15 protein-coding genes are annotated in these 14,279 nt (G+C 39.7%); 9 read left to right on the forward strand and 6 right to left on the reverse strand.

Going from position 1 to position 14,279, the window contains the following annotated elements; all coding sequences use genetic code 11:
• Nucleotides 1-25: 25 nt before the first annotated feature.
• Genes rfbD through ABS766_RS12330 form a run of 5 tightly spaced genes read right to left on the reverse strand, consistent with a single transcriptional unit; the run spans nt 26 to nt 5,198 of the window.
• Entirely contained in the window at nt 26-853 is an 828-nt protein-coding gene (rfbD, locus tag ABS766_RS12310) for a dTDP-4-dehydrorhamnose reductase (RefSeq protein ID WP_408085476.1), read from the reverse strand.
• Complete coding sequence (rfbC, locus tag ABS766_RS12315) at nt 847-1,398, reverse strand: dTDP-4-dehydrorhamnose 3,5-epimerase (RefSeq protein WP_408085477.1); 552 nt, start codon at nt 1,396-1,398, stop codon at nt 847-849. The genes rfbD and rfbC overlap by 7 nt, the downstream gene beginning before the upstream one ends.
• An 11-nt stretch (nt 1,399-1,409) precedes the next feature.
• Nucleotides 1,410-2,399, reverse strand: a complete 990-nt coding sequence (locus tag ABS766_RS12320; RefSeq protein WP_408085478.1) for a hypothetical protein — start codon at nt 2,397-2,399, stop codon at nt 1,410-1,412.
• Between the two features lie 6 nt (nt 2,400-2,405).
• Nucleotides 2,406-4,091 carry a DUF6909 family protein gene (locus ABS766_RS12325; RefSeq protein ID WP_408085479.1) on the reverse strand — a complete coding sequence of 562 codons (1,686 nt, stop codon included), beginning with the start codon at nt 4,089-4,091 and terminating at the stop codon, nt 2,406-2,408.
• A gap of 54 nt (nt 4,092-4,145) precedes the next feature.
• Nucleotides 4,146-5,198 carry a 2Fe-2S iron-sulfur cluster-binding protein gene (locus ABS766_RS12330; protein WP_408085480.1) on the reverse strand — a complete coding sequence of 351 codons (1,053 nt, stop codon included), beginning with the start codon at nt 5,196-5,198 and terminating at the stop codon, nt 4,146-4,148.
• A gap of 131 nt (nt 5,199-5,329) precedes the next feature.
• On the opposite strand from ABS766_RS12330, the gene ABS766_RS12335 reads away from it, so the two are divergent.
• The 4 genes from ABS766_RS12335 to ABS766_RS12350 are packed head-to-tail and all read left to right on the forward strand — an operon-like array spanning nt 5,330 to nt 8,627.
• The gene (locus ABS766_RS12335) at nt 5,330-5,677 is read left to right on the forward strand and encodes a PadR family transcriptional regulator (RefSeq protein ID WP_408085481.1); all 348 of its coding nucleotides are present in this window, start codon (nt 5,330-5,332) and stop codon (nt 5,675-5,677) included.
• Between the two features lie 12 nt (nt 5,678-5,689).
• Nucleotides 5,690-6,388, forward strand: a complete 699-nt coding sequence (locus tag ABS766_RS12340; protein WP_408085482.1) for a hypothetical protein — start codon at nt 5,690-5,692, stop codon at nt 6,386-6,388.
• A gap of 55 nt (nt 6,389-6,443) precedes the next feature.
• Complete coding sequence (locus ABS766_RS12345; protein ID WP_408085484.1) at nt 6,444-7,916, forward strand: DUF5687 family protein; 1,473 nt, start codon at nt 6,444-6,446, stop codon at nt 7,914-7,916.
• 15 nt (nt 7,917-7,931) lie between these two features.
• Nucleotides 7,932-8,627, forward strand: coding sequence for an ABC transporter ATP-binding protein (locus ABS766_RS12350; RefSeq protein WP_408085485.1), 696 nt, complete (start codon nt 7,932-7,934; stop codon nt 8,625-8,627).
• Nucleotides 8,628-8,676: 49 nt separating this feature from the next.
• On the opposite strand, the gene ABS766_RS12355 is transcribed toward ABS766_RS12350, so the two are convergent.
• Nucleotides 8,677-9,081 carry a VOC family protein gene (locus ABS766_RS12355; RefSeq protein ID WP_408085486.1) on the reverse strand — a complete coding sequence of 135 codons (405 nt, stop codon included), beginning with the start codon at nt 9,079-9,081 and terminating at the stop codon, nt 8,677-8,679.
• A gap of 184 nt (nt 9,082-9,265) precedes the next feature.
• Between ABS766_RS12355 and porW the strand changes: the two genes are divergently transcribed.
• The 5 genes from porW (at nt 9,266) to atpB (ending at nt 14,267) form a co-directional block, all read left to right on the forward strand.
• Nucleotides 9,266-11,959, forward strand: a complete 2,694-nt coding sequence (gene porW / locus ABS766_RS12360; RefSeq protein ID WP_408085488.1) for a type IX secretion system periplasmic lipoprotein PorW/SprE — start codon at nt 9,266-9,268, stop codon at nt 11,957-11,959.
• 12 nt (nt 11,960-11,971) lie between these two features.
• On the forward strand, nt 11,972-12,370 hold the full coding sequence (locus ABS766_RS12365) for a bactofilin family protein (protein WP_408085489.1): 399 nt from the start codon (nt 11,972-11,974) through the stop codon (nt 12,368-12,370).
• On the forward strand, nt 12,348-12,572 hold the full coding sequence (locus tag ABS766_RS12370; RefSeq protein WP_408085490.1) for an AtpZ/AtpI family protein: 225 nt from the start codon (nt 12,348-12,350) through the stop codon (nt 12,570-12,572). The genes ABS766_RS12365 and ABS766_RS12370 overlap by 23 nt, the downstream gene beginning before the upstream one ends.
• Nucleotides 12,572-12,967, forward strand: a complete 396-nt coding sequence (locus ABS766_RS12375) for a hypothetical protein (RefSeq protein WP_408085491.1) — start codon at nt 12,572-12,574, stop codon at nt 12,965-12,967. Before ABS766_RS12370 ends, ABS766_RS12375 begins: the two co-directional genes overlap by 1 nt.
• A gap of 115 nt (nt 12,968-13,082) precedes the next feature.
• Nucleotides 13,083-14,267 carry a F0F1 ATP synthase subunit A gene (gene atpB, locus ABS766_RS12380; protein ID WP_408085492.1) on the forward strand — a complete coding sequence of 395 codons (1,185 nt, stop codon included), beginning with the start codon at nt 13,083-13,085 and terminating at the stop codon, nt 14,265-14,267.
• Nucleotides 14,268-14,279 lie beyond the last annotated feature (12 nt).

Genomic DNA, 14,279 nt, shown 5'->3' on the forward strand with positions numbered 1-14,279 from the left:
AGCATATTGGATAACAAACCTAAATTTACAAAACAATATCCCATGCCTCTATTGCAATGCCAAACGTATTTTTAATTTTGGTTTTATCCAGCACACTATAGGCAGGCCGTTTTGCAGGCGTAGGGAACGATGTGGTGGGCACGGGCTGTAAATTTATAATAACATTGTTAACTTCAAATATTTTTTTGGCAAAATCATACCAGGAGCACTGCCCCTCACCGCTATAGTTGTAAATTCCGTATGCTTTTTTGTTGCTGTTTATAATAGCTATAAGTGCTCCGGCAAGTTTTAGCGCATTGGTTGGGGTGCCAATCTGGTCGTTCACTACGGTAAGTGTATCGCGTTCTGCAGCCAGCCGCAGCATGGTTTTCATAAAATTATGCCCAAATTGCGAGTATACCCACGAGGTGCGGATGATGTAGTACTTATCTGTTAACTGCTGAATTTCTTTTTCGCCTTCCAGTTTGGTGGTTCCATATACACTGGTGGGGTTAGTGGTGTCCTCCTCAGTATACGGCCTGTTTTTAGTGCCATCAAATACAAAGTCGGTAGAAATGTGTAGCAGTGTAGTATGGTGCTTTTTACACACCTCAGCTATATTTTTGGCCCCTGTTACGTTTATGGCGTAGGCCTTTTCAGTTTCATTTTCTGCCTTATCTACTGCAGTATAGGCAGCAGCATTGATGCAAAAATCCGGTTTCACGGCAGTAAAAACAGCTTCAAGGCTTTTTTTATCTGTGATATCTGCTTCGGCAGAGCCTGCAAAATAAAAATGTAGTGTTTCATACTGCGCCGCAATAGCCTGTAATGCCTGGCCAAGCTGGCCAGCAGCTCCTGTTACCAGTACTACCATGCCTTTTTAGCATTTTTTATTCCGGGAAGTACTGTGTCTTTTTCTGAAATAATTAAGTCAATACCACCAGTATTCCAGTCAATACCTATCTCAGGGTCGTTAAAATGAATTCCTCCCTCTGATGCCTTATTATAGAAATTATCACATTTATAAAAAAAGGTAGTTTCATCTTCCAGAACCAAAAAGCCGTGTGCAAAACCGCGGGGAATAAATAGCTGCTTTTTATTTTCGGCAGTAAGCGTTACAGCAATATATTGCCCATAAGTTGAAGATTCCGGCCTTATATCTACCACTACATCCAGTACGCTGCCGGTAATAACACGCACAAGCTTGGCCTGCGCATATTCTCCTGTTTGGTAATGCAAACCGCGTAATACCCCTTTGGAGCTGAAAGACTGGTTATCCTGCACAAAGTGTACCTGCAACCCCGTAGCATCGGCAAAAGCTTTTTCATTAAAACTTTCCATAAAGTAACCCCTTTCATCGGGTATAACTTTTGGCTCAATTATAAAACATCCCTCAAGTTTAGTAGGGGTACAAGTCATAGTATATTATTTTAGGCAATGGCTTCTCTTCTCTTTTTTTGGCTCTTATAAAAACTGATAAACATCATTAAGCATACAAAAACAAAAAGGAAGAACAGGGGTACAACAATTTTCATCCTGTTTATAAGCAGGCCTTTATGTTTTACATTAATAGCAGTGGCATCAACTTTAACCACACTATCATAATTAATAACATTTATGCGGTTTTTAAGCAGGCTCTCCAGTGTATATCTCTTTTGGCGTATAACTTCGTGCAGTGCGCTGTTATCACTAAAATATACAGAACTGCTTTTACCCCTCATGTCAGAATAATTGCGCAATAAGGTATCTATATACTGTACGGTAAGGTTATTTTCTTTAATCTGCTTATCCAGGTTTTCATTATACTGTTTTTTAAGTTCCTGAAAATAAGGGGCATTATTAAAATGCGTAATTAAAGGGGTTATCACTTCATCTTCCAAAACCTTGCCTGCTGTTATAATTACAATCTTTTGGTTTTTATAGTATTTGCTTGTGGTTTCATCTTCCAGTATCTTATCCATCTCACCACTTTCAGCAATAAGCCTGAAAATTTCAAACTTACGGTCATTCAATTCATTTTCTTCAACATTATCTATAAATTCATAAATGTCAATAACCGGTTCAATTTGTATTTTTATAATGCTCCCGGGGTTTTTTATACCAATACCTGAAAAGTACTCATAGTCATGCTCACTTAATTTTGTATTGATTACTTCAATTTCCTGATACAGGTAATCTACACTCTCAAAATTTGGTGTTACCAGTATTTTCTGGTCATATGGCTTTGGGGCGCTGTCTAAATAAATACCATAGGCAATACCGGCAACCAGTATTATGACTATAGCAATAATAAAGCGTTGTACAAACAGGATAGCGTTAAAAATAGTATCATTAAATTTTTCGCGATACTTTTTTACCATTAGCGAAATATCCGAAAGGCTGATCTCCTTTTCCCCGCTACCGTTAGGGTGTGCTGCCATATAAAATTATATATTAAATATTTGTTCTAAAATCCTGATAGTAATAAGATATGTTGGCTTAACCCCGGTTGTGCCCAATCCGCCTGAAGCCAGCGTGCTGCCTGTTTCCAGTGGGTTATCTGATGCGTAGTAAGCATAGCGTACTTTAACATCTGGAGTAATGCTTTTACGTATTTTCGATGCCGACTGTATGGCTTTCTGGTAATGAGAGCCTTCCATCTCCAACCCTATAACGCCCCAGGTACTCTGGTTAAAAAAGCGTAGCAGGTCCCGGTTTTGTAAAGAGGTACCCAACACCGTTACCATAGGTCCGTTATATACCGGTATGCCCTGACCCTCAAACATTTCTGGTGTGAGTTCATTTTCAAAAGGGTAATTGTCTCCGGTACCTTCATTTATATGTGCCGAAGGTATCATGATATCGCCTTTGCCGCCCTCAAGTATACCGGCTTTACCCATTATAGAAACCGACTGTATGTCCAAAAGGGTTTTATGCCCTTCTTCTTTATAGGGCTTCAGCAATTCGTCAATAGTTTCATAAGCCTGTTCGCCAAAAGCATAGTCCATTACAATAATAACGGGCTTATCGCTGGTAAATTTTGCGCCTGCAAAAGCTGTTTTGGAGAAATCTATTTTTTCTGTATCAAATATTTGTACATCTATATTTGTACCGCTGGTATCTGGCATGCTTATCATGCCGTTTTGCAAGGCATATTGCTCTATTTTGCTGCGCAGGTTATTATTGCCTGCCTGGCTCAGTTCCTCAAAAACGGCAAAATCATTTGTTGCTTTTGCCTTTGGCTTAAGCGCTGCCTTTGCAAAAATGGAGTTCATTACACTGTGCATGTTAGCACTTATAATGTGTATGGGGCGCTGCAGCAGGTTATTTTGCTTTAATACCAGCTTTATACTGTTTGCCCAAATTTCACCATTTATGTGGTGCCCAAGCCGTTCCTGCAATATAGGGCTAAAGGTAATGGTACGTTTGCCTTGGCCCAGTGCCTCTTCTATAGAAAGGCGGCCCAGCCAGTATATTACATGCAAAAAACGGTCGGGCTCATCGGCAGAGGCAAAGGCGCCGTAAATATCAATAATTTCAGAAAACGTACGTCCCAGTATATTGCTCAGATGGCTTATAGTGGTTTCGCGCTCTTCCAGTTCCAGCATTTCCCCCCGTTTAATTACCTCTTCCAGCTTCATCCAGTCGCGGGTCAGTTCGCCGCTTTCATCAATCATTACACGGTTCTTTATCTTGCTGGCCTCAATAAAAATAAAAGTAAGGTGGGTTAAAATATCGTATATGTCAGATCTTCCACGGGTTATTTCCACATTCATCTGCTCCTCATCTATACGGTAGCAGTTACGCCTTCGTTTAGGGGGTACAATAGCTTTAAAATGCGATTTGGAATATCCCTCGTTAGAGGTAAGGTTAATAAAGCGGCATTGCTCTATACCCACCGGCAAACGCTCAATAACATACAGCAGCCCGTTTAGCTCTGCCTTATCTTCGGCAATAGAGCCGTAAATTTCCGGGCGGAGCGACAGCAATGCATGCCTAAGGCTTTCGCCACTTACACCCACAGGTTTATAAAACCCCCGGTTAAACAGGTGCCTCATGGTAATGTACAGCCGCTCTATGGCTGCAGAAGATTCCTGTGCACGGGTACGTGTTATGTTTTTAACTGCCTGCATATTTGGTTAGTGTTTGGGGCAAATGTAAAATTTATTTTCTAATAAGCATGTTGCCTATACATCATCATAGTCTATATATATTTCTTCAGATGTTGGCAATGCCTGGCAGGTAAGTATTAAACCCTGTGCAATTTCGCCATCGGTAAGTATGGCATTTTTCTTCATTTCTGCTGTGCCTGATTTAACACGGCCCATACAGCTGCTGCAAATGCCGCCCTGGCAGGAGTAGGGGGCATCCAGCCCTTGTTTTAGCGCGGCATCAAGTATGGTTATTTCCTTGGGCATCATAAAGGTAGTTTCCTCATCATCAACCAGTACGGTAATTTTGGTTTGCCCGCTAAGGTCCTGCTCTATGGTTTTTTCGGTAACCGGGGTACTGAAAAGTTCAAATTTTATTTTCTTTTCCGGCACATTGTTCTCTTTAAGCACATCGTTAACTGTATGTATCATTTCCTCCGGACCACACAGGTAAAACTTGGCAAAGTCTTTTTCCTTATGTTTGTTTTTAATTACAAAGTTAACGGCAGAGCGCTCTATGCGACCAAACAGGCAGTTTTCTTTATGGCACTGGCTGTATACAAAATGCACATAAAAACGCCCCAGGTATTTTTCCTGAAGGTGGTGCAAAAAGTCATGAAATATAGTGTCTTCGGGGGTTTTGTTACCATATACCAGTACAAAAGTACTTTCGGGTTCACCCTGTAGTGCAGACTGTATTATTGAGAGTATAGGGGTAATGCCGCTCCCGGCTGCAAAAGCAGCATAATTACGGCTTCTTTCTTGTTTTGGCTCAAAAGTAAAAGTACCTTCGGGGGTACTTACCTCCATAATATCCCCGGCTTTTAGTACCTCATTTGCAAAAACCGAAAAACCGCCTTTGGCCACTGCTTTTATAGCTACGCGAAGTTCCCCGCTGCCCGGTGCAGAACAAAGGGAATAAGCCTTGCGTATCTCTTCGCCTTCATATTCGGTTTTAATGGTAATGTACTGCCCGGCTATAAAATTATAATCATCCTTTAATTGCTCCGGAATTTCAAAAGCAATAGAAACCGCCTGTGCTGTTTCGCGGCGCACATCTTTTATGGTGAGTTTATTGAATGTTGACATTGTATAAAATTTTGTGCAAAAATACATATTCCAGTAATGGTACTGAAATATTGTAAAGTGAAAATTATACCTAAGTATTTTATACATAAGAAAATTATGTATAGTTTTGTAACTGTAATTATCAAACAAAAATGAAAAACTCACAATTATATAAAGGCAGCCTTACTACCATAATTATGAAGTTGCTGGAAGAAAATGGCCGCATGTATGGCTATGAAATTACCCAGAAGGTAAAGCTGATAACCAAAGGTGAGCTGAATATAACCGAAGGTGCCCTGTACCCTGCACTGCACAAGCTGGAGGGCGAAGGCCTGCTGGATGTTGAGGTGGAGCGGGTAGACAACCGCCTGCGTAAATATTATAAACTAACAGAAAGCGGACAAAAGGAAACCGTGAACCGCCTTACAGAACTGGAAGAATTTATACGCAATATGCAAAGCCTTGTTAACCAAAAGCCTAATCCCGATTTACAATTTTAATTAGCTACTAAAATGAATACACCAAAAAAACTTACGCCGGGGGAGGTTGACGCGTTATATGTTTTTACACGTAAGCATTTTGTGGAATATTACGACCTGCAAACCGAACTGGTAGACCACCTTGCCAATGGTATAGAAGAACAATGGCAGCACAACCAAAACCCTGATTTTGAAGATGCCCTTGCCGCCGAATTTAAAAAGTTTGGCATATATGGCTTTAGCGATGTGGTGGCAGAGCGAAAAAGAGCGCTGGGCAAGCGGTATACCAAACTTTTAGGGCGTTACTTTGTTGAGTTTTTTACCCTGCCAAAAATACTGCTTACCTTGGCTATGGTATTTGGCATACATTTAATGCTTTTATTGCCAACACTATATATTTTTATGTTCTTTTTTATAAGCATACAGGGTTTCAGCCTGTTTAAGTTTAAGCAGCGTAACAATTTTTTAGAGAAAAAAGTAAAGCAAACCGGTAAACGCTGGTTGCTGGAAGAACTTATTTATAAAGGGGCTACGGTAAGCACAGTAGTAATTTTTGCCACACAGTTTATACAGTTTATTGATAATGCCCATAATGTATACCTACACTGGTTCCTCTCGGTTATAACCGTGCTTATTATACTTCATAACTATGTAGTGCTTTACAGTATTCCGGCTAAAGCACAGGAATATCTTAAGGAAACGTATCCTGAATACGAAATAGAAAAATCCTGAGAAAACTGTAACATACCGTAGTACTTTGCTACCTATTATTAAAACCACATCTAAAATGTTTAAGAAATTTATCTGGCTGGAATGGAAAGCCTTTACCCGGGCATCATCGTTTAGTGCTAACGTTGCCATAAAAATACTTATGATTTTAGGCGCTATTTATTTTTGTGCCGCCTTTCTTATAGGCGGGGTAGCTGCCTATATGTTGCCTAAAGAAGAAATGCATGCAGACCCTGTTGAAATAATAAACCGTTATGTTATATATTATTTCCTGTTCGATTTAATTATCAGGCTCCTGTTGCAGCAATTACCGGTTATGAATATAAGGCCGCTGCTTACCCTGCCTGTAAGGCGGGGCATTATTGTGCATTATGCCATGGGCAAAAGCTTTATTTCGGTTTTTAATATATTTTCATTCTTTTTCTTTGTACCCATATTTGTACTGATGCTGGTTGACGGGCGAGACCCGCTCCATACCATATTATGGTTCCTGGCCATGTGGGCGCTGGTATATTGTAATAACCTGCTTAATATATTGCTGAATAAAAAAACGGCTTTACTGGTTCTTTTTTTAGCCATTGCGGCTGCCCTTATAGCATCGGTTTATTATAGCCTGTTTGATGTAACACTATATACTGCGCCGTTTTTTGATGGCATATACCAAAATTACCTTATTGCTGTTTTGCCGGTTTTGGCATTTGCGGGGCTGTATTATATAACGTACCGATATTATATGAATCACCTTCGGCTTGATACCGGCCTGAAGGGTAAAGAAGAAGTTGCCAGCACTCAGGATTTTACATGGTTAAACCGTTTTGGTACTATGGCAACTTTCCTTAAAAACGACCTGAAGCTGATATTGCGTAATAAGCGCAGCAAAACCTCGGTAATGATGAGTGTTTTGTTTATTTTCTACGGTTTGGCGTTTTATACCGGTGCATTAGAAATGTATGATAATACCCCCATGAAAATGTTTGCCTCTATATTTGTAACCGGGGGCTTCATGTTTACCTTCGGGCAGTTTGTACCCAGTTGGGATAGTGCTTATTATCCGCTAATGATGAGCCAGAATATACCTTATCGGCAATACATTGCCAGCAAATGGTGGCTTATGGTAATTGCCGTGGCTATCAGCACGTTACTTTGTTCTTTTTATGCCTATTTTGGTATAGAGATATATTTAATGATACTTTCCGGCGCTATATTTAATATAGGGGTTAATTCACTTTTAGTACTGCTGGGTGGAGCTTATTTAAAAACCCCGATAGACCTTGCCAGCGCAAAACAGGCTTTTGGCAACAAACAGGCCTTTAATGTTAAAACCCTCATAATAGGACTGCCAAAGCTATTACTGCCCATGGGGCTGTACTGGGCGGGGGCAGCATTTATAAGCCCAATAGCCGGTTTTGCCTTTGTAGCGGGAGCAGGCTTTTTAGGCCTTGTGTTCCGCAAGGCGGCTTTCAGGGCTATAGAGCGCATTTATAAATCAGAAAAATACAGTACCATAGCAGCTTACAAACAAATAAACTAACAAGACACCATCATCATGATACAAATTCATAACCTCAAAAAAATATATAACGGCACCACGGTTTTACATATAAACGGATTAGATATACCACAGGGAGAAAGTTTTGGCCTGGTGGGCAATAACGGTGCGGGCAAAACCACACTTTTCAGCCTGTTACTGGATTTGATAGAACCTTCTGAAGGTTATATAACCTCTAACAATATCCGCGTAAACGAAAGCGAAGACTGGAAACCGTTTACTTCGGCTTTTATAGACGATACTTTTTTAATAGGCTACCTTACTGCCGAGGAGTACTTTTATTTTATTGGTGATCTTCGCGGGCAGAACAAAGCAACAGTAGACGCTTTCCTGGCAAAACATGCCGACTTTTTTAATGATGAGATTTTAGGAAAGAAAAAATACCTGCGCGACCTGAGTAAGGGTAACCAGAAAAAAGTGGGCATAATAGGTGCGCTTATTGGTAACCCTAAAATAGTAATATTAGATGAGCCTTTTGCCAATCTGGACCCCACTACACAATTCAGGTTAAAGAAAATTATTAAAGAACTGGCAGAAAGTAAAGAAGTTACCCTGTTAGTATCCAGCCATGACCTGGCCCATACCATAGAGGTAAGCAACCGCATTGTAGTATTGCAAAAAGGGCAGTTGGTAAAAGATATAAAAACATCTGCCGAAACACTACAGGAACTGGAAGCATTTTTTGCAGTATAAAAATTAAAGCAGGCCTTTTCCAAGGGTCTGCTTTAATTTATAAAGTTACTTACTGCCCTAACCGTGTTTTTGCTTCCCCGGTAACGGGGTTAAAGAGGTTAACAAGGTTGCCATCGGGGTCGCGCACCAAAAGCGAACGGTTTCCCCAAGGCATTGTTGTTGGCATTTGTACCATACAGGCATTAAAAAACTCGGCCTGTGCTTCATAGATTTTATCTACATCATCAACCCTGAATTCCAAAATAACCGATTGGTTGCTTGCCGGGCGGGCAATAGTATCCCCTCCAAATAGCGCCAGCGTTTTGGTACTTCCTATAGCAAGTGTGGCAAGTGCTGTTTTAAACTCGGCAAAATCTTCCGTATATTGTATTGCTTTACTGCCGGTTACTTTTTCATAAAACCGTATAAGCGGCTGTATGTCCGCTGTAATAATCCTTAAAGATGTAAAATTCATAATGTGTTTTTTAAAATTCAGGCTATAAAGGTAAAAGGCGGGTATGACAACAGTATGTCAGTATACTATAGTATTTATAAGCGAAATGTGTTAAAATATATAGCATTAAAAAAATAACCGTATTTTTACCCCTCCTTATAATAAAATAACTAATTCTAAGTTAAAGGATAAAAAGATAAATGCATTGAAAACCAGTACCTGTAAATATTTTTTTCTTTTAGGTTTGGGCGGATTTATTATAGCCTGCTCTACCAAAAAAGATACGTTTATAAACCGCAATTACCATGCGCTTACCACTAAGGATAATGTGCTCTACAATGGTAAAAATGCACTTGCAGCCGGGCTTAATGACCTTAAAACAACTTATGCCGATAATTACTGGGATGTATTGCCCATAGAGCGTATGCAGCTTACGGCTGAAGAAATGGCGCCTACAGACCAAAAAAACGCCAACTTTGAGCGTGCCGAACAAAAGGCTACCAAGGCCATACAAAAACACTCTATGTATATAGACGGCACAGAGCATAATCCGCAAATTGATGAGGCACACATGCTGTTGGGTAAAGCGCGGTATTATGACAACCGCTTTATACCTGCACTCGAAGCGTTTAACTATATTTTGTACAAATATCCCGGTAGTAGTGAAATAGACGAGGCCAAGATATGGCGGGCAAAAACCAATATAAGGCTTGAAAATGAAGCCGTAGCCATTAAAAACCTTAATCAGCTCCTTAAAGAAAAAAAGGATGTAATGGATGAGCAGGTGTATAGCGATGCCAATGCCATGCTGGCACAGGGCTATGTTATTACAGAAAAAATGGATAGTGCAGTGTATGCGCTTAACGAGGCCGTAAAGTTTACCAAAGACCATGAGCAGCAAGCACGCTACCGTTTTATATTAGGCCAGCTCTACAGTAAACTTAATATGCCGGATAGCGCTTATGCTTCTTTTCAGTCGGTTATAGACATGAAACGTAAATCGCCGCGCATTTATGTAATCCAGGCACATGCACAGCAGGCGGCCCAGTTTGATTTTAAAAATGGTGATACACTCGCTTTTATGGAGAAATACCGCGATTTGCTCGAAGACCGCGAAAACCGCCCGTATCTTGATATTATTAACCATCAGGTAGCCCTGTTTTACGATAAACAGGGTATGGATGATAAAGCCATTGAATATTATAACAAATCGTTACGCAAAAAAGGTAAAGACAGGTACCTGGCAGCAAGCAACCACAGGAATATAGCCGAAATTTATTTTGAAGATGCCCAATATGCCACTGCCGGAAAATATTATGACAGCACCATGGTATTTATGGATACCCGTACGAGGGAATACCGTAGCATAAAAAAGAAAAGGGATAACCTGCAAGACGTTATAAAGTACGAAGGTATTGCACGGGTTAATGATAGTATATTGCATGTAGTGTCGTTAACTAAACAAGGCCAGGAAGAGTATTATAATGCTTACATAGAAGACCTTAAGAAAAAAGAAGAAGAACTACGCAAAAAAATGGAAGAGGAAGCACGCAGACAGGAAAATGCCGCTTCTAATTCTATGTTTGCCGATGATAATGCTGCCCCTTCCATGGCAGCATTAAAAAACGGTACCATGTCTAAAATTGGTGGCACTCGCGATGCTATGGGTACTATAACACCTGCTGGCACAGTAGCTAATACGGCTACAGCCGGTAATACAGGAGCCATTGGCGCCAATAGCGGGCCATTTTACTTTTATAATACCGCTACGGTATCTTACGGCAAGCTGGAGTTTAAAAAACGCTGGGGCAACAGGCCACTGGCTGATAACTGGCGCTGGAGTGCAGAGCTTACCTCTAAAGGCAATGCTGTAAATGCTGATGACACCGTTGCAGGAACCGATGATGCCGACGGCAATACAAAAACAGATGCGGCTGAAGATGTAGTAGACCCACGCTATACACCGGAATATTATATAGCACAATTGCCAACAGAACAAAAGGTTTTAGATAGCCTGGCCACAGAAAGAAATTTTGCCTACTACCAGCTTGGGGTAATTTATAAGGAGAAGTTTAAAGAATACCAAAGGGCAGCCGATAAACTGGAGGGGTTATTAAAAAACAACCCTGAAGAACGTTTGGTATTGCCTTCGCAATATAATCTGTATAAAATATACCAGATTATAGATCCTGCAAAAGCAGAAAAATATAAACAGCAGATACTTACCCAGTACCCGGACAGCAGATATGCTGAAATAATAAGGAATCCGGGCTCTGAAGAATCAAAACGTGGTACGCCAGAGGCCGTTTATGCATCTTTTTATAAACAATATCAGGAAGAAGACCCAAGGGTGGCCGCTATAAAAGTAGACGAACTGATTGATACCTATACCGGAGAAGAAATAGTTTCGAAGTATGAATTGCTCAAAGCGAAAATAGCGGCAAGGCTCCGGGGTTTAGAAGAATATAAAAAGCAGTTAAACTATGTTGCGCTTAACTACCCTACCAGCCAGGAGGGTAAAGAAGCCGAGGAAACACTGAATAAAGATATACCGGTACTTGAAAAATTAGCCTTTGGACGCAATGCCACAAGCTGGAAACTGGTGTTTAAATTTGACGAAGGCGATCCTAAAATAGAACCGTTAAAAGAAAAAATTAAGCAGTATATTAAAGATGGGCTTAACAATAATATAATTCTTACACAGGATGTTTATACCGAGGGGGAAGACTTTTTGGTAATTCACGGTTTTATTAGTAAACTTGCTGCTGAAGACGCTATTAGTATCTTAAAAGATTACAAGGAGTATAAAATAACTGAAACCCCGGTTATAATTTCGGGAGAAGATTACTCTGTTGTACAGATAAAAAAGAACTATATACAATATTTAGCAATACAATAAAACACACATACCATGTTTGACAAGTCTCAGAAAGTATCTAACGACGCGCTTGGAAAAACCAACCGTATAGTAGAAGGCACTATTATAAAAGGAGATATAATATCTAAGGCAGATTTTAGGCTTGATGGGCAGCTGGAAGGTAATTTTACTTCACCGGGCAAAATTGTAATTGGCCCGGGTGGCAGTGTAACGGGTGATATTAAATGTAAAAACGCCGATATAGAAGGCATGTTTGATGGCAGGATAGAGGTAGAAGAATTGCTTTCGGTTAAATCTAAGGCGCACATAACCGGCGAGGTAATGGTTGGCAAACTGGCTGTAGAGCCCGGCGCCGAATTTACAGCTACCTGCTCTATGAAAAATGCGGTAAAGCCTATAGCAAAAGTTAATGAGCGACAACAGGCAGGATAAAAATAACCGCAATAAGTGGATTGCGCTTATAAATATCCCTATCCAGATGGGGGTAATAATATTTCTATTCTCCTGGTTTGGTGGCTGGTTAGATGATAAGTACCCCAACCCTAAAAATATCTATCAAATTATCTTTACCCTGCTGGGGGTGTTTATAGCACTATATAATGTTATAAGGCAGGTAAACCAACTTAATAAATAATGGTAAAAAGCATTACAGGTATTGTAGTAAAACTGGCAATTGTTACAGTAATAGCCCTTGCAATAAATTATGCCCTATATATTTTTACACCATTACAGGGCATAGAAACAGCTTTTACTTATAGCCTTTGGGTGTTATATGCTTTTTTCTTTTTCTTTTCGGTAGGTATATTGGCTACGCTCTTAGTGGTATCACAAAAAAATATAACGCAAACCGGCTACCTTTTTCTTTTTTTAACTGTTTTAAAAATGGCGGCAAGCTATGTGCTGGCAAGGCCTATACTGGCTAAAACGGTTGATGTAAAGGCAGAGAAACTGAATTTCTTCTTTATCTTTCTTCTTTTTTTGGCAATAGAGGCCTATTATACTGCCCGTTTGTTAAATAAAAAACAATAAATAATAGCTGACCCTGAATTTACGCTAAAAAAAGTTTTTAGCAACATTTGAAATGTGGATTTTAAATGTACCTTTGCAAAAAATTTTAAGACGGTAAAATTAAGACAGTTACAAGATGGTGTTAAAGCGAAAAATTATCAAAAAAACACTTACAGCCTTTTTAGCTGTGTTTCCTTCTTTATTCTTTGCTAACCAGCATACGGATTATACAGACTCAACAGAAACAGTTACCGAGTCTGCCGTACACGCTGCTATAGAGGGAGAGGCTGCAACTTTAGAGCCTGAGAATAAAAAAGAAAAGGTAGAAGCTTATATAGAGCATCACCTTCAGGATGATTATGGCTTTACTTTTTTCTCTGATGAAGAAACAGGTGAGCATTATGGCTTTTCACTTCCTGTAATACTCATAGATAACGGCCTTAAAGTTTTTTCGTCATCTGAATTTCATCATGGAGAAAAATTGGCTGAGGTAGATGGTAATTATTATGCGCTACACCATGGTAAAATATATAAGACTGATGCTTCGGGCGATTTAAAACCAGATCATCACGGACACCCTACAGTAGAGAAACCACTTGATTTTTCGATAACTAAAAATGTGGTGACCATGCTGTTTACATCAATTTTGTTGTTAATATTATTTACCGGACTGGCAAAGTCATATAAAAAAGGCCCGCTTCCAACAGGTTTTGGCCGTGTATTAGAACCGCTTATTATTTTTATACGGGATGAGGTGGCAGTGCCAAATATAGGAGTGAACAAGTATAGAAAATATATGGGATTCCTCCTTACGGTGTTTTTCTTTATATGGATATTAAACCTTTTGGGTATGACACCACTGGGGGTAAATGTAACAGGTAATATATCAATCACAGTTTGTCTTGCTTTGTTTACTTACATAATTACACAATTTAGCGCCAACAAAGATTACTGGAAACACATTTTCTGGATGCCGGATGTTCCTTGGCCGATGAAGTTGATACTAATGCCTATAGAATTGTTAGGTACACTTACCAAACCTTTTGCGCTTTTAATACGTTTATTTGCTAACATTACAGCAGGCCACGTAGTTATTATGAGCCTTATTGCAATGATGTTTGTAGGTAAAAACCTGGCGGCAGACATGCCTATATCATTAGGTCTTACATTGTTTATTTCAGTAATAGAGTTATTGGTGGCATTTCTTCAGGCGTTTATTTTCACTATGCTGTCTGCCTTGTTTATTGGCATGGCGGTACAGGAGCATCACCATGAAGAAGATCATGATGCACATACTGAAGAAGAACCTATTATTATATAATTTAGAAGTTTA

It is taken from the genome of Flavobacterium rhizosphaerae, assembly GCF_046000445.1.
Classification (GTDB): Bacteria; Bacteroidota; Bacteroidia; order Flavobacteriales; family Flavobacteriaceae; genus Flavobacterium; species Flavobacterium rhizosphaerae.